We start from the raw sequence: 21637 nt of genomic DNA, 5'->3' as shown, positions 1-21637 counted from the left end.
TTGTAGCTCTGTGTATGTGGCGCGGCTCAGGGCGTGGCTCGTCGATAGGCGAATGAGCTCATTGTTGAGGAGCGCTAAGCGTTGCGACGGGTCCGCTCCCCGAACGTCCACCAACCGGCTGCGAATATCCGTTTTCCAATCCCCCATGGGCGCAATACTCGCAAACCGGCGGGGGTGTGTCAACCCCTACCAGCGAGATTCGTCGAGGATCTTCTCGCGCTTCGCCACCACCGTCGCCACCACGGACTGGCCGGTGACGTTGACGGCGGTGCGGCCCATGTCCACGATCGGGTCCACCGCCAGCAGCAGGCCCACACCGGCGAGCGGCAGGCCCAGGGTGGACAGGGTCAGGGTGAGCATGACGGTTGCGCCGGTGGTGCCGGCGGTGGCCGCGGACCCCAGCACGGACACGATCACGATGAGCACGTAGTCCGAGATGGACAGGTCGATGCCGTAGAACTGCGCCACGAACAGGGCGGCGATGGCGGGGTAGATGGAGGCGCAGCCGTCCATTTTGGTGGTTGCGCCGAGCGGGATGGCAAAGGAGGCGTACTCGCTTGGCACGCCCATAGCTTCCTCGGTGGTGCGCTGGGTCACCGGCATGACGCCCATAGAAGAACGCGTGGCAAATCCCAGCGTGGTCACGGGCCATACGCGGCGGAAGAATTCCAGCACCGGGATGCGGTGCGCGGCCAAAACAACGGGGTAGAGCGCGAAGATCACCAGCGCCAGGCCGATGTAGATGGCCAGCACGAATTTGCCCAGCGAGCCGAGCGCGTCCCAGCCGTAGGACGCCACCGCGTTACCGATCAGGGCGGCGGTACCGATCGGGGCGAGGCGGATAATCCACCACAGCACCTCCTGGACCACCTTGAGCAGGGAGCCGGAGAACTCGATGAACGGCTCGGCGGCCTTGCCCACGCGCACCGCGGCGATGCCGAGTAGCAGCGAGACCACCAGGATCTGCAGGACGTTGAACTTCACGGACTCGCCGGACACACCCAGGCCGAGGATGTTGGAGGGCACCACGGAGTTCAAAAAGCCCATCCACGAGCCTGTCGACGTCGGCTCGGCCGCCGTGCCCGCATCCACCGAGGTGTTCGCGCCGGGCTTGATCACCAGGCCGACGAGGATGCCGATGACCACGGAAAAGAACGCGGTGATGGCGAACCACACCAGGGTCTGCACGGCCAGGCGCGCGGCGTTGGTGACCTGGCGCAGGTTGGCAATGGAGGTGACCACCGCGGTGAACACCAGCGGCGGGATCAGCAGTTTCAGTAGCTGGACGTAAGTTGATCCGACCCAGTCCAGGGTGTCGGCCAGCGGCTGGACGTCCACGGCGATGAAGCCGAGGATGAGGCCGATGATCAGGCCGTAGATAACTTGCGCGCCGAAGCTAGTTGCCCACTTAGGCACGAGCGGCTCCTTCTAGACAGAATTGTTCATTTGTGCGATAAAGACGTGGATAAACTACTCCTTTAGTCTAAAAATGCAAACCGGCAAAATAGACAACACGGTCTGTTGCAGGCCCAGAGGATAGACTCCCCAGACGATGGAACCCCACTTCGACGACCCCGCAATCGCCATGGCGCACCGCTCCGCCGTGCGCTCCATCGAGCGGGTCGTCACCGAAACCACCGCGCCAACGCAAAACGCAAAAGCCAAAATCCTCGACCAGCTAGGAAGCCCAAAAACCCTCATCATTACCGGCGCTGGCATCTCCACCGATTCGGGGATTCCCGATTACCGCAGCAAAAACGGGCGCCTGACCAAGTCCCGCCCGATGACGTTCCAGGAGTTCGCGCACTCGCCGACTCAGGTGCACCGCTACTGGGCCCGCGCGTTCGTGGGCATGCGCTACATGCGCCAGGCCCGCCCCAACCGCGCGCACTTCGCGCTGGTTGAGCTGGAGAAGGCGGGGTTGATCCGCGGCATCATCACCCAAAACGTCGACGGGCTGCATACTCAGGCCGGCTCCGACAACGTCATCGCGCTGCACGGGGACATGGAGCACGTCGTCTGCCTCGACTGCACAACGCTGCACGAGCGTTCGCTTATCGACGCCCTGCTCACCGCCGCCAACCCCACCTACTTCGACTCGGTCGAAGTCGAAGGCTCCATGCTGAACCCGGACGGCGATGTGGAGCTCAAGCAATCCGACGTTGAGCGCTTCCGCATGATCGCCTGCCCGACCTGCGGCAGCCACAGGCTCAAGCCGCATGTGGTGTACTTCGGGGAGGGCGTGCCGAGGGAGCGCCGACAGGCTGCGGATGCCTGGCTGAAGGAATCAGAGAGTGTGATCGCGATCGGTACCTCGTTGGCGGTGATGAGCGGCTACAAGTTCATCCTCGACGCGCGCAAGCAGGGCAAACCCACCGCCGTGATCAACGGCGGGCCGGGCCGTGCCGACGCGAAAGTGGACACGCTGTGGAGAGTTAACATCGCCGACGCGCTCGACGACATCCTGGACGGGCTCGACCTGTGATCGGTCTTCTCCTCCTGCTGGCGTTTTCAATCTGGCGCTACATCGACACCTGCTTGCCCCACGCGTTCACCACCGCCTTCCCCAGCGACCTCAAGGTCTACCTTTTGGGCGGCGAGAAGGTCACCGGACACCAGCCGCTCTACGCAACCGACCTGCTTCCCGGCCTGCCGTTTACCTACCCGCCGTTCGCGGGCGTGGTGTTTTCGTGGCTGACGGAAAGCACCGCGCTTGGTATCGCGTGGAAAGCATTATCCGTGCTGGTGGTTCTGCTCGTGGTGCGGGCGTCCACAAGCAAACATGCCCTCTTGCTTAGCGCGGTGTTCGTGCTGTGTCTCTCCCCGGTGCAGGGCACCCTGTTTTTCGGCCAGGTCAACCTGCTGCTCATGGGCTTGGTGTGCCTGGATTTCCTTCCCCGTTACAGGCTTCCCGGCATCGGTGTCGGGCTCGCCGCGGGGCTGAAGCTCACGCCGGCGTTTTTCATCCTCCTGCTCATTCAGCAGCGCCGGTGGGGCGCGGTGTTCATTGCCGCCTTCACGTTCCTGTGTACCGTGGCCACCGGATTTTCCGAGGTTACAGACGCGAAGACCTTCTGGACCGACGCTATTTTCCGCACCACCCGCATCGGCGCCGACGACAATCCGGGCGCGCAGTCCATCCGCCAGGTCCTCGCCCGCGCCGGCCACGACGAGCTGTGGCTCTGGCTTGTCCTTAGCGCGCTGGTCACAGCCCTTGGGCTTTTTGCTTCTCGACGAGCTCCCGCCCCCCTCGCCGTCTCCTTCATCGGCATGACGGCCTGCCTGGTCAGCCCGTTTTCCTGGTACCACCACTGGGTGTGGATCCTGCCGATGCTGGCATACGTTTACAACCGCTGGGGCGCGATCGTGCTCGCGCTGTTTATGGTGCCGTTTGCGTCGGTGAACGTGCTCCACGCCCCGCAGCTGCTGTTCACGCTTGCCCCAGTCGGCTTTATGCTCTGGTACACGTTACTCTCAGGCTATGCGCACCCGTTTATTCGCCGCGACAACCGCGGCCGCCACCGCCCTGACGCTCGCCCCGTTCGCCGCCGCTGACCCGGCGCCCGTCACCGGGGTGGAGCTGAACCAGCCCGCCGACCAGGTCATCGCCGTGGAGGCGAAGTTCAACCTCACCTCCGACCAGGAGATCGCCATGCGCGAGCTTCGCAAGCTGCGCGGGGACATGTGGGACCGCAACGTGCCTTTCAACGGCACCACGTTGCACCAGGCCGCCGCCGAGCACGGCCTGACCACCCGCGGCGCCTACGTCAACGCGGCCCAGTACAACGCCGGCCTGTCCCGCATCGCGCTGCAGCGCGGCGCTGAGGCGGCAAAGTTCTTCCGCCACGAGCGCCCGTTCAACTCCACCTGCTACGGCAACTGCGGCGACAACGACACCGCCACCTACAAGGGCAAAGCAGCGCCGGGGGAGAACCTGCACTCCACCGCCAGCATGGACAAGGCGATGCAGGACTGGAGCTACGGCGAGGTAGACGACCTCATCCGCGCGAACGGCCACTTCAACAACGGCAACGGCCACCTGCACAACCTGCTGGACCCGAGGATGCGCTCCTACGGCTTCGCCAGCGTGGTCACCGCAGAAGGCGAGGCTTCCGTGACCTCCACCTGTAGTATCGGCGCAGGTAACGAGGGCATCGAGGGCGAGCAGAACACCGTCCTGCACCGTCCGGCCAACGGCAGGGAAAAGCCCAGCACCACCCCGAAGAAGCTCGTCTTCGGCGGTGCCGGCTCATCCTCGTCGCCCAGGGAGATCATCAGCATCATCGCCGCTGTGCTGACGGTGCTGTCAGTGCTGCAGGCCCTCTTCAAGTTCGTCGAGCCGCAGCTGCAACAGTTCCGCCACCTTGTCTAGCGCGGCCGTAGTGTCGTCGTAGCTGCCGTCCTCGCTGCGCGCGCCGATGGCTACCCCGTAGCCGTCGAACCAGCCGAACTGGCGGGTGTGCCAGGACCCGTCGGTCTCGTCGTCGGACCAGCCTCCCTTGAACGGCACGGTCTCTAGCGTGCCCAGCCCGTAGGACTGGTCTTCGGCGATGTGGTGCATCTCCATGATCACCGGGTCGTCCTCGTCCTGCTGGCTGAGGTAGAACGCGTAGCGCGCCTGCCCGGGAAACGACCAGCTGGTGGTGCCGAAGGCGCCTTCCACCTGCACCTTGGAGCCGGACTTGGCAATCTCGTCGCGGACCTTCTCCCCGGCTTCTTTGTCGCTGCCCATGCAGTCCCATAGGGTGCGCGCGGAGTCGTTGTCGGACCACTTGATCGAGGCTTCGGTGAGTTCCTCGACGTACTCTTCGCCGTAGTCGCAGTGCTCCACCGCGGCGCGGGCGATGGGGATCTTGATGGTGGACCAGGCCGGTAGTGCGTAGAGGGATCCTGTTTGCGTCATCTCGGAGCCGTCGAAAAGCGCGACGCCCACCTCAGTGCCCGTCTCCTTCTCAATTGCGGCCACCTTCTTGTCCAGGCCCTCGAAGGGATCCGGCGCGGGTTGGGTGGTCACCTCAGTGTGCAACGGCTCGGCCTCCTGGGCGGCACAACCGGCCAGGAGCAGCACGCAAGCCCAAGCGGCGCGCTTCATCTACGCCCCCGCCACCTTCAGTGGCTCGCGCAGCACGTAGTCCAGCGCCACGGCGCGGGCGATGTCGCGCACGACCTCGCGGTGGGTGGGGATCAGGCGCAGCTCCGGGCGGCAGTTCGCCTCCGAGCGAACGGTGCGGGCGAACGGGGCGGCAGCCAGCGGGTCGTCGATAAACGCGCTGCCCGCCACCACCACCGTCGCGGGGGAGTATGTACTGCACAGCCCCGCCACCAGCGAACCTAGGCCCCGCGCGCGGCGGTCCAGCGCGTAGCGGGTGTCCTCGCGCGAGTCGGTCACCGCGTCTTTGAGCGTGCGGATATCCTCCTCGCCGATGGCGTCGATCAGGCCCCGGGTGGTCAGCTCGCCCTGCTCCACCTCGATCGGCTCCACGCCGTCCGGGTGGGAGATGGCGCAGGCGATGGAGTCGTCAGCGAACAGCGCCATCACCGACGGGATGTTCAGCGAGGCGGTGGACTGCATCTCCGAGCCGACAATCGCGCTGGAGATGGAGGAAACCTCCACCGGCACCGAGAACTGCTCGCGCAGCTGGTCGCCGATGTCCACGCCGTCCCAGCCCAGGTTCGGCGCGAAGACCTTGCCGCCTTTGCGCACCGTGCCGGAGGTGGTCACGCCCACGGTGCGGATGGGGCGCTCCAGCTTGGTGGTCATCTGGTTCAGCTCCGCCATCATGGACTGGATGAAGTCGTCCTCGCTGACGTTTTTCACCGTGATGTCCATGTCGCGGCACAGCAGCGTGCGGCCCTTCAGGTCGAACAGGGCCACGTAGGTGGATTCGGTGCCCACCGACACGCCCGCGTGCACGCCGGGGGTGTCCGCCAGCTCCAGCGGGATGGTGGGGCGGCCGCGCCCCTTGGACTGGGTCAGGTCGTTGCGCTCGGTGACGTAACCTGCGTCCACCAGCGCGGAGATCGCGCGTGTGACGGTTGGCTGCGACAGGCCGGTTGCTTTCACAAGATCGCTTCTCGACGTCGTCTCGTGCAGCCGAATAAGGTGCAGACACTTAGCTGCTGGCGTTCGCGGGCGTGAGAAGGGCATATGAATATATTTACCTGGCCCCTGACGTAATTGTCCATTTGGCCAGCTCCGATACAATCGCTCGGCATGACCAACGAAAGCTGGCGCGAGCCGTCCTTATTGGACGCCACTTGTGAGGACTTCGTCTACGACCTCGCCGAGATCAGCCCCACCCTTGCCACCCAGATCGGCATCGACGGCCACGACGGGGAGCTGCAGGACTTTTCCCCGGACTACTGGGGGCGCCTGGCCGACAGGATGCGCGACCTTGTCGCGGACGTGGACGCGCTCAACGACTCCACGGACGCCTCCGACGACGAGGACGACTTCGACGACGTGGACAACCTCACCGCCGCGATCCTGCGCGACCGAATGAGCGCGGAGCTGGAGTTCCACCACCGCGGCGAGCTGTTGTGCCGGCTGAACAACATCGACTCGCCGGTGCAGACCATCCGCGACTCCTTCGCCCTGATGCCGAAGGTGACAGAGGAGGACTTCGACAACATCGCCTCGCGCATGTCGCGGATTCCGAGTGCGTTGGCGGGCTACCGCGAGTCTCTGAGCGAAGCGGCGTCGACAGGCGATGTTGCTTCCCACCGCCAGATCGACGCAGTGATCAACCAGTGCGAGCTTTTGGGCGACACCGAATCCCAGCTGGACCACCTGGGCCTGTCGCCCGATTCGCATGTGGTGGGGCACGCCAAGGAGGCATTCCTTGAGATGGCGGACTGGCTGTCCACAGAGCTGTCGCCGCAGGCATCCCACAACGATGGCGTGGGCCGCGAGCGGTACCAGCTGTTTGCCGAGTTTTTCCACGGCCGCGAGGTGGACTTGGACACCAGCTACGACTGGGCGCAGGAAGAACTGGCGAAGACCGTGGAGGAGCAGCGCGCCATCGCGCACGAGCTCTACGGCGACGTCTCCGTGGCAGGCGCTTACCGCAACCTGAACCAGGACGAGCGCTATATCCTCCGCGGCACGGACGCGCTGATTGAGTGGATGTCCGAGCTCAACGACAAAGCCGCCGACGCCTTCCACGTGCCCGAGGGCTTGCACACGGTGGAGTGCGGCATCGACCGCGCCGGCTCCGGCGGCATCTTCTACACCCCGCCCAGCGACGACATGATCCGCCCCGGCACCATGTGGTGGTCTGTGCCGGAAGGCCAGGAGACGTTCCACACCTGGCAGGAGATGTCCACCGTCTTCCACGAGGGCGTGCCGGGCCACCACCTGCAGCACGGCTACGCCTTGCTCAACCGCAGCGAACTGAATCTGTGGCGCCGCTCCGTGTGCTGGAACTCCGCCCACGGCGAGGGCTGGGCGCTCTACGCCGAGCACCTCATGGAGGACCACGGCTTCTTCGAGGACCCCGGCTACCGCATGGGCCTGCTTGACTCCAGGCGCCTGCGCCTCGCCCGCGTGATGGTGGACATCGGCGTCCACCTGGGCAAGTGCACCCCGGAGGGCACCGGCACCTGGGACGCCCAATACGCGAAGGCATTCCTGCGCGACAACACCGCGATGCCGGAGGCGAACCTGGCCTTCGAGCTGGACCGCTACATGGGCTGGCCAGGCCAGGCGCCGTCGTACGCGCTGGGCTACAAGGACTGGGTGGATCTGCGCCGCCAGGCAATGGCCCAGGGGATGACGGAGCACGAGTTCCACGTCAAGGCGCTGAAGCTCGGCTCCATGCCCATGGACATGCTCACGAACGAGGTGCTCCACCACTAAGGATCTTGGGCAGCCACCCGGCGATGAGGATCACCATGATCAGCCGGATCACCTGCAGCGCCACCACGGCCGGGCTGGTGGCCAGCACCAGCACCGTCTCCAGCGCGCCGGGGCTGGTGGCCAGGTAGCCCTCGTAGAAACTCAGGCCCAGCCACTTGGACATCAGCCACCCCATGCCGGCGCACGCGAGCATCAGCCCGGCGATGTAGGCCAGCGTGGCGGGCAGCAGGCGGGAGAACCGGCGCAGTGCGGGCACGGACAGCCCGCCACCGCACATCCAGCCGATGGCCAAAAAGCCCACGATGGAAAGCAGCTGGGGCGGCACGATGGTCACGTCTATAAGCGCGCCCACCAGCACCGTTAGCGCCATCGGGCCGAAGACTGAGGGGTTGGGAAACCGCAGCAGCTTGCCCGCGAACAACCCGCAGACGATCAGCGCCGGGACCAGCAGCCACATCCACCAGTAGGGCTCGAGTTCGGTCTGGGTGGCGGGAGAAAACTGCGAGGCGACCAGCGGCAGCGACACGGACACGATGAGCAGGCGCAGGTACTGGCTGAGGCTGACGTAGCGGATGTCCGCGCCCACGTCGCGCGCGATCGCCGGCATCAGCGACGCCCCGCCGGGCAAAAGTGAAAGCACACCCGTTTCCCGTGAAACGCCGTGGTTGGCCAAAACCAAACCACCGGCAAAGCCCATGGCAATCACCACCGCGCCCGCAACCACGCCCGGCAGCAGGTAGGGCAGCGGGTTCATCCCCACCAGCGGCAGCGCCGCAAACACACCGACGGTGCCGCGGGCGAAGGTGAACAGGTGCTCGTTGACGGGCAGGTCGTCCTGCGTCACCAGCGCCACCGATCCGGCCCCCAGAATCCCGGCGAGGATCCACGCTGCTGGGACCCCCAAAAACCCAAACAGCAGCCCGAGCGCCGCCGACAACGGAGCAGCCACAAGCCAACGGTTCATGTGGGGCATAGTAGTCCCGTGATCGTTTTCCTCCTCGCCGCGTCCGCGTTCGCCGGTTGGATCGACGCCGTGATCGGCGGCGGCGGTCTCGTGCTCATCCCGGTGCTGATGTCGGCCACGTCCATGCCGGCGGCGTCTGTGCTGGCCACGAACAAGGTCGCGGCAATCTCGGGCACCGCGTCCGCCGCCGCCACCCTCGTGCGCCGGGTCGGGGTCCCCAGGGTGACCTGGGTCTACGCGTTTATCGCGGGTGTGATGGCTGCGCTCGGCGCCAGGGCGGTTTCGCTTATCGACGACTCCGTGGCCACCCCAATCATCCTCGTCCTGCTTATCGGAGTGGGCGTCTTTGTGGCGCTGAACCCGAAGTTCGGGCAGGAGGGCGCCGGCATCTTTTCCGGCAAACGTCTCGGGCTCGCCGCGCTCGCTGTGGCGCTGATCGGTGGCTACGACGGCGTGTTCGGCCCCGGCACCGGCATGTTCCTCATCATGGCGTTTACTGCCGTGTTCACCCAGGGCTTTGTGCGTTCGGCGGCGATGGCGAAGGTGGTCAACACCGCAACGAACCTGGGCGCGTTGTTGGTGTTCGGGCTCGGCGGCTTCATCAACTGGAAGCTCGCCCTCGCCCTTGCCGCGGCTAACGTGGCGGGCGCGCAGCTGGGGGCGCGCACGGTGCTCAAGGGCGGGTCGGCGCTGGTGCGCGTGGCGCTCCTTGGGCTCGTCGTCACGCTATGTGCGAAGTTGGGCTGGGACCTACTCCAGCACCAGTGACCCGTTCACCAGTCCGACCACTGCGATCACTGCCGCGACCAGCACCACCGCGACAACGACCTTTTCGAAGGCGTTGAAGAGTGTGTCGCCGTGCTTGCGGCGCGTCCAGATGTAGGGGACCAGGCCCGGCACCACGGCGAGCGCGCCGAGCAGCACGTACACCGGGTCCGCGGCGTAGATCAGCCAGAGTGAGTACACGGAGCCGATCAGGCCCACGATAAGGTGCCTGCGGTTGTCGCGGCGGGACACTTCTGGCCCGGAGTCGTCGAAACGCGTGCCGGCGTGCGGGTGGGTCAGCCCCTTGCCTCTGATGGTTAAGAGCACCAGGTAGATGGAGGAGAAGATGTACGGCAGCAGGTACACGATGGTGGCCAGCTGCACCATGGCGTTGTAGGACGCCGAGGAGAGGAAGAACACCACCACGAAGAACTGGATCGCCAGCGTGGACAGCAGCTGCGCGCGTACTGGAGAGCCGTTGGAATTGTGGCTGCCCATGGAGCGGGGCAAAAGGCCGTCGAGAGCCATGAGCACGATCGGCTCGGCGCACAGCATCTGCCACGACACATACGCGCCCAAAACAGAAAGGCACAGACCGATGGAGATCAGGGCGCCGCCCCACGGGCCCACCACCTGCTCGAGCACCGCACCCATGGAATTGTCCGGCAGCGCCGCCAGCTCTTCCTGGCTGAGCACGCCGTAGGAGAGGGTGGACACCGCCACCAGGAGGCCCAAAACGGACAGGAAGCCGATGATGGTGGCCTTGCCCACGTCGCTACGCACACGCGCCTGCTTCGAGTACACCGAGGCGCCCTCGATGCCGATGAAGACCCAGACGGTGTAGAGCATGATCCCCTTGAGCTGGTCCGTAAAGGGAATGTGTGAACCCCAGAAATCCATGGTGAAGCGGTCCCAGGAGAAGCCGAGGAACGCCACCAGCACAATGAAGGCGAGGATGGGCAGCAGTTTGGCCACGGTCGTCACCGCATTCATCACCGCCGCCTGCTTCAAGCCGCGCGTCAGGCCGTAGAAGATCAGCCAGCTCATTGCACTCACTGAGAGGGCCAGCACCCAGCGGTTGGAGAAGGCCGGGAAGTAGTAACCGAGAGTGTTAAAGAACAGTGTGGCGTAACCCACCTGGGCCATCACGGAGCCGAGCCAGTAGCCCATGCCGGAGGTAAACCCGATGAAATCGCCCAACCCCGCCCGCACGTAGGAATAGACGCCGGAGTCCAGGTGCGGCTTCCTCACCGCGAGGATTTGGAAGACGAAGGCGATGGAAAGCATTCCCACGCCCGCGATAGCCCAGCCGGTGAGCATGGCGCCCGGGCTGGCTACTGAACCAATGTTTTGGGGCAGCGCGAAAATGCCGGACCCGATGGTGGATCCGATAATGAGTGAGACCAAGGTCCACACGGAAACAGTGCGCTTTGACATGGCGAGTAAGACTACATCAGGACTTGTCTACTACAATCATTCCATATTCAAAGCCGTATAAACATTTACAACTGAGGAAACCTTAGAAATGCGCACCAAACTTATCGCCTTCACGAGCGCCATCGCGCTCGTCTGCGCGCCCGTTTCCCCAGCTCATGCCGAAGATGGCTACGATCCCACCAACGTGGTTCCGGGCCTTACAGCCACCGTAGAGCCCCCGCTGCCACTCGGTGCAGCATGGTACGAAGCGAGCGACATGCCTAGCTGGGCGACGATCACTCCAGACGGCACCATCCGCCTCGAACCGGGGGAGGACATCACCCCCGGCGTGTACGCGTGGACCGTGACCGCGACGTTCGCTGACGACACCACCCAGGACTTCCCGGTCCGCGTCACTGTGGGCGACGAGACTGAGGATGAGGCGTCCCAGGAAGGCGCCGTCATCGACGCGTTTGTCCAGTACGCCCCGGAGGTCTCGCACCGCTGCGCCGCCACAGCCCTCGGCGTCGGCCTGCCGCTGCTCGTGTTGCTGCCCCTCGGGTTCGCGTCCCAGCTGAGCATCCCGTTCGTGGCGCGCCAGGATCACCTGCAGCTGCAGGTGGACGACCTACCGTTCCAGTTGGACGTGAAGCTTCGCGATCTCAACTCCAGGGACGTGGACATGGGCATCGCCGCCATCCTCGCCGCCGCAGGCCTCGCCGGCGCTGGCGCCATCATTTCCCAGTGCCAGTAGGGTCCTCGGGCCACGCGTGTTTGGGGTAGCGGCCCCGCATCTCCTTGCGCACCTGCTGGTACGGCCCCTCCCAGAAGCTGTCTAGGTCGTCCGTCACCGCGAGCGGGCGCCCGGCGGGGGAGAGCAAGTGGTACAGCACTTTCACACCCGACACCGTCTGCCCCTTCTGGCCAAACATGTGCTGCAGCTTCACGCGCTTCACCGGCCTGCCGCTGCCGTACTGGAATTCCTGTGGCGCCGCCGCATCCAGCTCCGCCACCTGCCGCCAATCCAGTTGGCGCAACATCGCCTGCCGCATGTCGCAGCTGCCTATCGACGCACCTTCGGCCACCCCGCGTACCTCGACCGAATAGTCGCCCTGGCTGACATCCGGCCAGCCCAGCGTCTCGTGCAGGAAGTCCAGCCGCTCCTTCAAGTGCTGCTCCTCCTTGGTGAGCGGGAAGCTGGCGAAATCCAGCCCGGTGAGCGCCTCCGCCGCCTCATCCGGCGTGAGCTTCACCGGCGTGGAGCTGAGTTCAATCGCGCCGATCCTGGCCACCTTCCGGCCCCGGACCTTGCCGTCTTCCAGGTAGGCCACCTTTTCTTCCACCACGCGGTGCTCCGGAAACGCGATCGGCTCTGCCTCCCGGATGACCGCACCGTTGTGAGTCCGTTGCACCTCCGCGGCGGCGATCCACTCTGCATTGGAGTTGAACTTCGCCCTTGTTCCGGACGCCAGCTGGTACCCGTCGCCCATCTTCTTGGCTATCCACTGCGGGAAGGCAGACGCAATGACCTCGCCCGGGTCCACCGGGCCCTTGTCTTCCACCAGCCTGCGCAGCCGCTTCGGGTCCGCCTCGCCTGCAAGTCTCGCCACCGTCGGCGCCGCCTGCGCGCCCCACTCCAGCAGCGCCGCGCCGAGTCTCGGGTCCACGGGCATACTCGCGAGCTTCTTACCAAAGGCGGTGATCTTGCCGTTATGTGTCGCCCCGAGCTGTTCGAGGTTGGATGCGGCTTCGGAGAGGTCCTTTGGTGCGTCGATAAGCGGTAAGTCCGGCGACCCCCAAGCCTTCATGGTCAAAAGCGCGCCGGTGAGGTCCGCGGTGAGGATTTCCGGGGTGATGTCCGGCTGCATCTTTGCGTACTCGTCGCGGGTGAAGATGCGCACCACCTCGCCGGGTCCCTTACGCCCCGCGCGGCCCGCCCGCTGGTCAGCGCTGGTTTTCGCCTCCGACACCGTGACCAGGCCCGTCATGCCCCTGGCGTCGCGCTTGGGCACCCTGGACAGCCCGGAGTCCACCACCTTGCGCACCCCCGGCACAGTTATCGACGACTCCGCCACCGACGTCGCCACCACCACCCGGTTGGCGCCGCGCAGCGCGTCGTCCTGCTCCTTGCTGGTCTGGCGGCCGTGGAGGGGCTTTGCGTCGTCGAGGAACCCGCACACCAAGTCCACCTCTCGCACGCCCGGCACAAACACGAGCGTTCGGTGCTCGCTCTGTGCGTGGATGGCGACGTGACGATAAAACTCCTTTGTCCCCTGGATCCTTTCTGCATGCGGCGCGTACTGGATGTCCAGCGGGTGCGTCACCGCCTCCGTGGACAGGATCTGCGCGCCCATGTGGTCCGCGAACTTTTGAGCGTCCAGGGTTGCCGACATGGCGGCCAGGTACAGGTCATCGCGCAGGAGCGCGACCTCCATGCACATCGCCAACACCAGGTCAGTGTCCAGTTGGCGCTCGTGCACCTCATCGATCACCACCGCGTTGACACCCTCGAGGCCCGGGTCCTTGAGCAGGCGGTTCAGCAGCACACCCGGCGTGACAAATTGGACTAACGAGCCGTCCTTGTGCTCGCCGCGGATGCTGTAGCCGACCTTGTCGCTGTCGCTGAGCTGCGCAAGCCTGTGCGCCGCCGACCGCACCGCCACCCTCCTGGGCGCCGTGACCAGCGTTTTTCCCACCTTGTTCGCGATCGCCGGCGGCACCAGCGTGGTCTTGCCTGTGCCGGGCGGCGCCTCCACCACCAGCGGGCCTTTGTCTGGCAACTGGTCGATGACGCGCGACACGGGCAAATCCCGTCCGATTTTCGCGAGGTCAAACATGGCAATTAAGGGTAGCGTGTGGGCCATGAGACGCCTCTTCGCAGCGATCGTCCCTCCGGCCGATGTTCGCGAACACCTCATCACCGCGCTGCGGCCCATCCGCGACTTCTCGGGCACAGAAGTACGGTGGGCCGACCCCGACAACTGGCACATCACGGTCGCCTTCTACGGGTCACAGCCCAACGACGCCGCCGCGGTCACCGACCACCTGGCCCAAGCCACCGCCTTCACCCGGCCCTTGAGGTTGCACCTCCGAGGAGCCGGGTGTTTTGATCGGCGCACCATGTGGATCGGGGTCGGCGGCGACAAGGCGCCGCTGAAAGACCTCATGGCGGACTGTCAGCTCGACCCGGACATGCGGCGCCGCCAGCGCGCACACCTGACCGTCGCGCGGACCGGAACAAGAACCAGGGATCCTTGGCTTCTCGACGACCACGCCCACGCCCTCGCCATCTACACCGGCCCCGAATTCGCCGCCGATGAAGTGCTGCTGTTGGAGTCACATCTGGGCAAGGGCCGAAGCGGTGGCCCGAAGTACGAGGTGGTGGATAGGTTCTACCTGCGTTAGTGCTCCTCTTCCGGGTCGGGGAACGGGGCCTCTACCGGTTCTTCGGGCAAGGGTTCCACGTACGGCATCTTGGGGGTGAACCCGAACTTCATGCCGTACTCCTGCTCCAGGTCCTGGATCGCGGCGGTGGCCTGCTCGAGGTCGAGGTCTTGGTCGAAGGTGTCCAGGATTTTGTGGCCTTTGGCGAAAAACTCCGCGGCCCGGGCACGGTTCTTGCGCACAGCGGACATGCTGGACTGCCACCTGGGGCCGTGAGGCGTGAACTGGTCGCGGAGGAGGCCATCTTCCACGGTGACCACGTAGGAACCGTCGGCGAACAGCCAGATGATGTCCCCGGTGTACGGGTCCGGGATGTAGAACGCCGTCCGGTCGGTCTTCATGTTGTGGTGGTGTTGGCACAGGGGGAACAGGTTGTCCGCCTCTGTTGGCCCGCCCTCGTCGTACGGGATGCGGTGGTCCAGCTGGCACTGCTCGGCGGGGCGGTTGCACTCCGGGTAGATGCAGGTGCGGTTGCGGGCGTACACGGCGTGGCGCATGCCCTCGCTAGGGACGTAGCCCCGCAGCGTCTTTTTCAGCTCGGCGTCGAGGTCACGTTCGTCTAGGAACGTGTCGGCGATCCAGCGCTCGAAAGCGGTGGCGGCTTCCGGTTCTGTCCACCCGCGGCCGGGAACGAATACCGGGTCGCCGTTGCCGCGGCTCTTTGGGCTGTACACGTTCAGTACCGGCGAGACCTCAATGCCGAGGGCTTCTCCGCTGAGCAGTTTGATGGCCGCGTCGGCCGCGCTGATGCCGAGCTTACGCGCCACCTCTGCGACATTGGCCTGGATCCTCCGACCGTCCAGAGAATTCGTGTCCAGCTGCACGATCGCGCGGTCGCGGTACTCGTGGACGCCGAACTTCTCCGAGTTGTCCTGTTCGCGGTTTTCGCGCTTGCGCTTGTCGTAGGCGCGGCTTCTATCCGTGCGCTTGATCGCGGCCCGGATGCGGTCCGTAACTGTCTTGCGCTGGGGAACGGCCTGGTCGTGGCGGGTGGGGGTGAAGGTGTCGAACAGGATGCCGTCGATAAGCATGAGTGCTTCCTCGTCCGCATCCGGGCCGAGCTCCTCGATCGCGGTGTAGACCGCGGTCAGGTGCCCCACGTCCATCAGGCGCGTTTCCTGCTGCAGTTCGCGCAGGCGCGGGAGGTCCTGCAGCGCGGCGTGCCCCAGGATCGCGTTTTTGACAAACCCCTTGTGCCAGCCGGTGGCGAGCTGTAGCTGGGTCACTGTGGCGTCGAAATCTTCGACGTCGAAACCGGGGTACGCGTAGTGCCCAAACATCGTCCAATACGTGTCCCGGATGGCCTGGGCACACTCGCTATCCGGGTCGTGTTCTCGCTGGTTACGGAATTTTTTCGGTGCTGTGGTCGCGGTTGTCACGGTCGCCCCTCTCGTCGTGGCACCCTTCACAATATAGAACACACAAACGATTGTCAACGTATATGCCAGGAAAGAGAGTCAATTAACCACTCACACATTCGACGGTGAAGTGCGGATGCGCTACATTAATCCCGTGCTCGTCATTCCGCGGCCACCCGCCCGCATCATTCCTGGTGCGGTCCATTTGCCTGCCTTTTTCACGCCCACTGAGCAGGAGGAACTGGTCAATCAGGCGCGCGAGCTGGCGAGGAAGGCGGCGGGGACGCCAGTTGCTATGCGACGTCCAAAGGTCGGCCACGGCCAAATGGATGCCTGGTTGCTCTCGCTGGGCTGGTTCTGGGCGACGAACCCGTACCGCATGGTCAGGGAGGTCGACGGCCACCCGGTGCCGCCGATCCCGGAGAACTTCCAGGCCATCGCGGACAACGTTATGGCGACGGCGCGGGAAATAGATCCGCTCGTCGGTCCGACCCCAAAAATCGAAACTGCGCTAGTGAACTTTTACCCACCGGGCAAGGGGATGGGGCAGCACGTGGACGCGGAGGAGAAGTCGGACAACGCGGTGGTCAGCCTGTCGTTCGGCCAAGACACGATCTTCCGCATCGCAGGGCGCGATACGCTGCTCCTATCGGGCGACGTCGTCGTCTTTGGCGGGCCCGCCAGAAGGGCGAAACACGGCGTGCTCGGCGCCAGAAAAGGGACGTCCGACCTGCTTGACGGCCGGTTGAACATCACGATGAGACAGATGGAGGGCTCATGAGCGAGCAGAAGGTAGCAGTAGTCACGGGCGGATCGGCAGGCATCGGGGAGGCCACCTGCAGGGCGCTGGCCAAGGACGGCTGGAAGGTCGTCGTGGCGGCGCGGCGCCTGGAGAAGTGCCAGCAAATAGCAGACGAGATCGGCGGGGTGGCGATGGAGTTGGACGTGGTGGACCGGGGGAGCGTCGAAAAGCTTGCGCAGCTTGAACGCGTGGACCTGCTGGTCAACAACGCCGGCGGCGCGAAGGAACTGGATTACCTACGCGACGCAGACGACGCGGACTGGGAGTGGATGTTCCAGACCAACGTGATGGGCACGATGCGGGTGACCCGCGCGCTGTACCCGCAGCTCAATGCCTCCAATGGCCTGGTGGTCAACATCGGGTCGGTGGCTGGCACGGACGCGTACAAGGGCGGCTCCGGCTACAACGCCGCAAAGCACGGACTTCGCGGCGTGACCAGGGCGTTTCGGCGCGAGGAGGCGGAGAACAATATCCGCGTATGCGAGATTGACCCGGGCCGGGTGAAAACGGACTTCGCGCTGAACCGCTTCGGCGGCGACGAGGAGCGCGCAAACAAGGTCTACGAGGGCAAACAAAACCTCACCGCGGACGACATCGCCGAGGCGGTGCGCTGGGTGGCCAGCCTCCCGGCGCACGTGAACATCGACACGATGAGCATTATGCCGGTGGACCAGGCGGAACGCTAGACTGGCCGTCATGCATATCGACGTGACCATTTCAGGCGAGACGATCAAACTGGGCCAATTTCTCAAACTGGCTAACCTCGTCGAATCCGGCGGCCACGCCAAGGAGGCCATCAGCGCCGACGAGGTCACCGTCAACAACGAGGTGGTCACCTCCAGGGGGCATTCGCTTATCGACGGCGATACCGTCGGCCTCGGAGAAGATTCGGCCACGGTAGTAGTTGACGGAGACGACGGCGACTACTTCGACGAACGCACCGCCAACGACGATTTCGACCCCGAGAAGTGGAGGAACCTGTAATGCCCGCATTCGAAGGCAAAGAAGGCATGCCGTTTTGGCAGGACCTGGTGACCCAGAACCAGCTCAAGTCCACCCACTTCTACTCCGAGCTGCTGGGCTGGGAGATCGTGGACGGTACCGCCCGCAAAGAGGGCCTGCCGGTGGCCGGCATCGTGCCGGCGCAGATGGACATGTGGGTCACCTCCTTTATCGGCAACCCGGACAACGTGGAGAAGCTGGGCGGCAAGGTGCTCAGCTCGGACGATTCTGTGGTGCTGTGCCAGGACCCCGCTGGCGGCCTGTTCGGGTTGAAGGACCCGGAGGAGCGCTTCTTCGCCGCAGGTGAGCCGGGCGTTCCGGTGTGGTACGAGTATTCGGCTCCGAGCATGGACGCCATCGACTTCTACGGCGAACTGTTCGACTGGGGGATCCGAGAGGAAGACGGCTACTTCATCGCGGTGGAGGACGGCGCGCCGTTTTTGGGCATGTACGTCGGCGAGCACGCCCAGTGGTTCAGCTACTTCGGCGTGCGCGACGTGGACGCGGCCTGCCGGCAGGTGGAAAACCTCGGCGGCGGGGTGGAGTTCGGCCCTGAAAATGGCACCGCAGGCGTGCACGACGCCAACGGTGCCCAGTTCTTTCTCTCCGAGGTGGACGAGCCCACCTTCGACGAGGTCGACGAAGCCGAGTCCGTCCTGGGCTAGAGAGCCTCAGCGGCGTCTTTGACCCGGCGGCGGATCTCCGCTGGCGTAGAGATGAACCCGTCGGCGTAATACTCGGTGCCCTCGAGGCCCGATCCCTTCCGCACCTGAACGAACGCAGGTTTGGTTGGTTGCGCGGTGGGGAAGGTGACGATGTAGCGGGGGGCTGGAGGGAGCTCAACATCCCCCAACGCCCACACCACCTCGGCGCCGACCAAGTCCACTGCTTCCGCGGCACTGTCCACCGAGTCCACATCTAGGATTGTGGTACCTGACAGTTCCGCGGCGGCGGCGACGTCCGGGCGCCAGAGCATTTCTTTGGCGTTGGCGGGGCCGTCCCAAAGCGAGACTGTCCACCGGCCGTTCGGCTCCGACGGGCGGAACACCGCGCCCAGCTCGTGGGGCTCCACCGTGACTCCGCCGGCCCACTTCGTGGCGGGCAGCGCATGGTCGACGGCGGTGCCGAGCATGAGCATCGCGGCGTGGGTGATGCGGTCCGGAAGCAGGGCCAGGTAGTTCGGCCCGTCCTCGTAGGTGGCGTGAATGTAGGACGCCAGCTGCTCCAGCTGCAGCTCCGGCGGCATGTCCCTTTTTACGCCGCCGACGTTGAAGTCCGGGTCGCCTTGCTCGTTGATGTGCTCTACCAAATCGTCACCCTGTCCTCGGGGTCGATCCACATCTTGGACCCCTTTTCCACCTCGAACGCCTCGTAGAATTCGGCGATGTTCGCGGCAATCACGTTGCAGCGGAACTCGTTCGGCGCGTGCGGGTCGATGGCCAGCAGCTGTGCGGCCATCTCTGGGCGCGCCTTGGAGCGCCACACCCGCGCCCAGGCCAAAAACAGGCGCTGGAAGCCGGTGTACTCGCCCTCAAGGTCGCCGAACTTCTGCCGCTCCACATCCTCGAGGCCGTTGTCCTCCAGGTACTTCTTGTACGCCACCACGGCGATGCCCAGGCCGCCGAGGTCGCCAATGTTCTCGCCGAGGGTGAACTCGCCGTTGACGCCCTTCGTTTTCGTGCCCTCCAGCACGGACGGCACCAGGCCGTTGAACTGGCCGACCAGCTTGGCGGTCAGCTGCTCAAAGTTGGCTCGGTCCTCGTCGGTCCACCAGGAGTTGAGGTTGCCCAACCCGTCGTAACGCGAGCCCTGGTCGTCGAAGCCGTGGCCGATCTCGTGGCCGATCACCGCGCCGATCGCGCCGAAGTTTTCCGCGGCGTCAGCGTCCGGGTCGAAGAACGGCGGCTGCAGGATCGCGGCGGGGAAGGTGATGTCGTTGACCACCGGGTTGTAAAACGCGTTGACCGTCTGCGGGGAGGAAACCCATTCCTGCCGGTCAGAGGCTTTGCCAATCTTGGACAGCTGGTAGTCGTGCTCGAACGCGGCGCCGCGGCGCACGTTGTCCACCAGGTCCTCGCTGAACTCCAAGCCGTCGTAGCTGCGCCACTTCTCCGGGTAGCCGATCTTGGCGTTGAACTGTGCGAGCTTCTCCAGTGCGCGCTGCTTCGTCGGCTCGCTCATCCACTCCAACTGCTGGATGCGGGAACGGTAGGCGGCGATCAAGTACTCGACAAGCTCCAGCATCTTCTCCTTTGATGAGGGCGGGAAATGCTTATCCACGTAGCTGCGCCCGATATCCTCGCCAACCAAGCTCTCCGCGAGCCCCACCCCACGCTTCCAACGGTCGCGCTGCTCGGTGGCGCCGCTCAACTTCTTTCCATAGAACTCGAAGTTGGCCTCGCCGATCTCCTCGGAGAGCACGCCGGCGCGGGAGCGCAGGATGTTCCACGCGGCCCACAGCTGCCAGTCCGCCAGGGTCTCGCGGCGCAACATGCCGTCCAGGTCAGAGGTAAACGACGGCATCATGTTGACGACTTTGCCGGAAAGACCGGAGGCGTCGAGAAGCACGCGCACCAAAGGCGGCATCTCCTCGAGGTCGGTGGGGTTGTAGGTGGCCACCGCGTCGCGCGCCTTGACCACGTCCCAGTGGCTCGCGGCCAGCTGAGACTCCAGGTTGACTATGCGCTCGGCGGCGATCTGCGGGGTCAGGCCCTGCAGGTACTTCGGTTCGAGGAAACCGAGCATCTTCTCCACGTGAGCCTTGTACGCGGCGAGGGTTTCGGCGTGGTCCTCGTCGCGGTAGTAGGCCTCGTCCGGAAGTCCCAGGCCGGACTGGAAAATGTAGGCCACGGACTCCTCGCCCTGCGAGTCCTTCTCCACCCAGTAGCTCACCGGCCCGCCGATGCCGACGCGCTCCAGCTCTCCAAGGCCGCTGACGAATTCGTCGACGTTTGCGACCTCGATCTTGGCTAGGTCGGGGTCAAGGGAGCTGATGTCGCCGGGGCTGTCCATGAAGGACTTGAACAGAGTGCCGCCGAGACCGGTGCCGTCCTCCAGGATGGCGTGGACGTCTTCTTCCGATTTGTCGCGCAGGACGTAGAACGCGCCGTCGATGCCGCGGTCAGCGGGGATTTCGTGGGCGTTGACCCACGCGCCGTTTACAAGCTCAAAGAGGTCATTCATGCCCCAACTCTACGGGAATTTGGATGGGGGCTTGGGACTGTTCGATGATCCAGTTGCTGGCCTCTTGCTGTTGCGCCAGCGTGTAGCCGCCGTGGGAGCCGATGTCGAAGAAGATGCCCAGCGACTTCAAGCCGAGCGCGCGGAACAACACATTGAACTCGGCGAGCGGTATCCGGCCCGCGGCCAGGTTGGTGCGCATAGCGGGGGCCACCAGGCCGCGGTGCGACTCCTGCATGGAGCACACCAGGTCGTCGTCGCGGCAGATCTCCAGCACGCGGGGGCCGAGCACGCCGTAGCCGTCCGGGAGCGAGCCCAGCGAACCGCGCGAATGCGGCGACGTGCCAGCGGAGAGCACCGCGCCGTTGCCGCCCTGGTGCGGGTTGGCAAACAACGCCACGCCGGAAACGCGCTCCGGTTCGATCGGCCCGCGGCCCGCGGCGATGTCGCTGGTGATGGTGGCAGCGATGTCCGCGCCCAGCGAGTAACCGGTGAAGCTGAACTTCGCGTCCGGGCAGGCGTTGGCCAGTTTCCTCACGGTGGTTCGTGCGCGCTTGAGCCCGCCCGCCTTGGACTTCTCGTACTCCGAAGTGGCAAACGGGGTGGAGGTGTAGGACACCCACAGCGGCTGGATCTCCCCGCCGGTGCCGAGGCGGGTGAGCATGCCGGTCATGAACACGTTGCCGCCGTGCGGAACGTAGTCCGGGATGCCCTCTGCCGTGTTGCCACCGCCCGGCACCGCGATCAAGTAGTGCGCGGCGCAGCTCTGCTGGGCCTGAGCCTGAACGGGTGAGGCCACCAGGGAAAACAGCAGGGCAGCTGCGGCGGTGACTTTGGGCAGTTTCATG

Annotated in this window: 21 protein-coding genes; 11 read left to right on the top strand and 10 right to left on the bottom strand. The window is 65.0% G+C overall.

From position 1 onward, the window contains the following. Window positions 1-186 precede the first annotated feature (186 nt). Window positions 187-1416, bottom strand: coding sequence for a dicarboxylate/amino acid:cation symporter (locus NUW87_RS07385; RefSeq protein WP_239218350.1), 1230 nt, complete (start codon window positions 1414-1416; stop codon window positions 187-189). A 136-nt stretch (window positions 1417-1552) separates the two neighbouring features. Between NUW87_RS07385 and NUW87_RS07380 the strand changes: the two genes are divergently transcribed. From NUW87_RS07380 to NUW87_RS07370, 3 genes are read left to right on the top strand one after another with little or no spacing between them, the layout of a single operon-like run. Next, entirely contained in the window at window positions 1553-2485 is a 933-nt protein-coding gene (locus NUW87_RS07380; protein WP_269027890.1) for a Sir2 family NAD-dependent protein deacetylase, read from the top strand. Beyond that, the gene (locus NUW87_RS07375; RefSeq protein ID WP_239218348.1) at window positions 2482-3555 is read left to right on the top strand and encodes a glycosyltransferase 87 family protein; all 1074 of its coding nucleotides are present in this window, start codon (window positions 2482-2484) and stop codon (window positions 3553-3555) included. The genes NUW87_RS07380 and NUW87_RS07375 overlap by 4 nt, the downstream gene beginning before the upstream one ends. Continuing rightward, on the top strand, window positions 3482-4372 hold the full coding sequence (locus NUW87_RS07370; protein ID WP_269027889.1) for a CAP domain-containing protein: 891 nt from the start codon (window positions 3482-3484) through the stop codon (window positions 4370-4372). The genes NUW87_RS07375 and NUW87_RS07370 overlap by 74 nt, the downstream gene beginning before the upstream one ends. Here the strand turns inward: NUW87_RS07370 and NUW87_RS07365 are convergent. After that, window positions 4307-5092, bottom strand: a complete 786-nt coding sequence (locus tag NUW87_RS07365) for a serine hydrolase (protein ID WP_269027888.1) — start codon at window positions 5090-5092, stop codon at window positions 4307-4309. The genes NUW87_RS07370 and NUW87_RS07365 overlap by 66 nt on opposite strands. Continuing rightward, the gene (locus NUW87_RS07360; protein WP_269027887.1) at window positions 5093-6148 is read right to left on the bottom strand and encodes an ROK family transcriptional regulator; all 1056 of its coding nucleotides are present in this window, start codon (window positions 6146-6148) and stop codon (window positions 5093-5095) included. A gap of 66 nt (window positions 6149-6214) precedes the next feature. On the opposite strand from NUW87_RS07360, the gene NUW87_RS07355 reads away from it, so the two are divergent. After that, window positions 6215-7858, top strand: coding sequence for a DUF885 domain-containing protein (locus tag NUW87_RS07355; protein ID WP_126858093.1), 1644 nt, complete (start codon window positions 6215-6217; stop codon window positions 7856-7858). Here the strand turns inward: NUW87_RS07355 and NUW87_RS07350 are convergent. Next, the gene (locus NUW87_RS07350; RefSeq protein ID WP_269027886.1) at window positions 7833-8822 is read right to left on the bottom strand and encodes an AbrB family transcriptional regulator; all 990 of its coding nucleotides are present in this window, start codon (window positions 8820-8822) and stop codon (window positions 7833-7835) included. The two genes, NUW87_RS07355 and NUW87_RS07350, sit on opposite strands and share 26 nt — an antisense overlap. Window positions 8823-8840: 18 nt before the next feature. On the opposite strand from NUW87_RS07350, the gene NUW87_RS07345 reads away from it, so the two are divergent. Beyond that, window positions 8841-9590, top strand: a complete 750-nt coding sequence (locus NUW87_RS07345; RefSeq protein ID WP_269027885.1) for a TSUP family transporter — start codon at window positions 8841-8843, stop codon at window positions 9588-9590. Here the strand turns inward: NUW87_RS07345 and NUW87_RS07340 are convergent. Beyond that, a complete protein-coding gene (locus NUW87_RS07340) occupies window positions 9573-11024 on the bottom strand; it encodes an amino acid permease (RefSeq protein WP_269027884.1) in 1452 nt (483 codons plus the stop codon). The two genes, NUW87_RS07345 and NUW87_RS07340, sit on opposite strands and share 18 nt — an antisense overlap. Before the next feature lie 88 nt (window positions 11025-11112). On the opposite strand from NUW87_RS07340, the gene NUW87_RS07335 reads away from it, so the two are divergent. Beyond that, window positions 11113-11757 (top strand): Rib/alpha-like domain-containing protein, encoded by a 645-nt coding sequence (locus NUW87_RS07335; RefSeq protein WP_269027883.1) that lies wholly within the window; start codon window positions 11113-11115, stop codon window positions 11755-11757. On the opposite strand, the gene NUW87_RS07330 is transcribed toward NUW87_RS07335, so the two are convergent. Continuing rightward, window positions 11738-13840 (bottom strand): ATP-dependent RNA helicase, encoded by a 2103-nt coding sequence (locus tag NUW87_RS07330; protein WP_269027882.1) that lies wholly within the window; start codon window positions 13838-13840, stop codon window positions 11738-11740. The two genes, NUW87_RS07335 and NUW87_RS07330, sit on opposite strands and share 20 nt — an antisense overlap. A gap of 25 nt (window positions 13841-13865) precedes the next feature. Here NUW87_RS07330 and thpR point away from each other — a divergent pair, with 25 nt between their 5' ends. Beyond that, window positions 13866-14408: an RNA 2',3'-cyclic phosphodiesterase gene (thpR, locus tag NUW87_RS07325; protein ID WP_070472538.1), complete on the top strand. Its 543-nt coding sequence runs from the start codon at window positions 13866-13868 to the stop codon at window positions 14406-14408. Here thpR and NUW87_RS11785 read toward each other — a convergent pair. Further along, entirely contained in the window at window positions 14405-15826 is a 1422-nt protein-coding gene (locus NUW87_RS11785; RefSeq protein WP_269027881.1) for an HNH endonuclease signature motif containing protein, read from the bottom strand. The two genes, thpR and NUW87_RS11785, sit on opposite strands and share 4 nt — an antisense overlap. 115 nt (window positions 15827-15941) lie before the next feature. On the opposite strand from NUW87_RS11785, the gene NUW87_RS07315 reads away from it, so the two are divergent. Genes NUW87_RS07315 through NUW87_RS07300 form a run of 4 tightly spaced genes read left to right on the top strand, consistent with a single transcriptional unit; the run spans window position 15942 to window position 18274 of the window. Beyond that, window positions 15942-16586, top strand: a complete 645-nt coding sequence (locus NUW87_RS07315) for an alpha-ketoglutarate-dependent dioxygenase AlkB (RefSeq protein WP_269027880.1) — start codon at window positions 15942-15944, stop codon at window positions 16584-16586. Beyond that, entirely contained in the window at window positions 16583-17293 is a 711-nt protein-coding gene (locus NUW87_RS07310; RefSeq protein WP_269027879.1) for an SDR family oxidoreductase, read from the top strand. Before NUW87_RS07315 ends, NUW87_RS07310 begins: the two co-directional genes overlap by 4 nt. 10 nt (window positions 17294-17303) lie before the next feature. After that, window positions 17304-17591, top strand: coding sequence for an RNA-binding S4 domain-containing protein (locus NUW87_RS07305; RefSeq protein ID WP_269027878.1), 288 nt, complete (start codon window positions 17304-17306; stop codon window positions 17589-17591). Next, a complete protein-coding gene (locus NUW87_RS07300) occupies window positions 17591-18274 on the top strand; it encodes a VOC family protein (protein WP_269027877.1) in 684 nt (227 codons plus the stop codon). The genes NUW87_RS07305 and NUW87_RS07300 overlap by 1 nt, the downstream gene beginning before the upstream one ends. On the opposite strand, the gene NUW87_RS07295 is transcribed toward NUW87_RS07300, so the two are convergent. Genes NUW87_RS07295 through NUW87_RS07285 form a run of 3 tightly spaced genes read right to left on the bottom strand, consistent with a single transcriptional unit; the run spans window position 18271 to window position 21636 of the window. Then, window positions 18271-18948 carry a hypothetical protein gene (locus NUW87_RS07295; protein ID WP_377734683.1) on the bottom strand — a complete coding sequence of 226 codons (678 nt, stop codon included), beginning with the start codon at window positions 18946-18948 and terminating at the stop codon, window positions 18271-18273. The genes NUW87_RS07300 and NUW87_RS07295 overlap by 4 nt on opposite strands. Beyond that, the gene (locus NUW87_RS07290; RefSeq protein WP_269027876.1) at window positions 18912-20792 is read right to left on the bottom strand and encodes a M13 family metallopeptidase; all 1881 of its coding nucleotides are present in this window, start codon (window positions 20790-20792) and stop codon (window positions 18912-18914) included. The genes NUW87_RS07295 and NUW87_RS07290 overlap by 37 nt, the downstream gene beginning before the upstream one ends. After that, on the bottom strand, window positions 20785-21636 hold the full coding sequence (locus NUW87_RS07285; protein ID WP_269027875.1) for a cutinase family protein: 852 nt from the start codon (window positions 21634-21636) through the stop codon (window positions 20785-20787). Before NUW87_RS07285 ends, NUW87_RS07290 begins: the two co-directional genes overlap by 8 nt. Between the last annotated feature and the right edge of the window lies 1 nt (window position 21637).

Source organism: Corynebacterium pilbarense, from assembly GCF_026930265.1.
Taxonomy (GTDB): domain Bacteria; phylum Actinomycetota; class Actinomycetes; order Mycobacteriales; family Mycobacteriaceae; genus Corynebacterium; species Corynebacterium pilbarense.
This window is presented reverse-complemented; position numbering and strand designations above follow the sequence as displayed.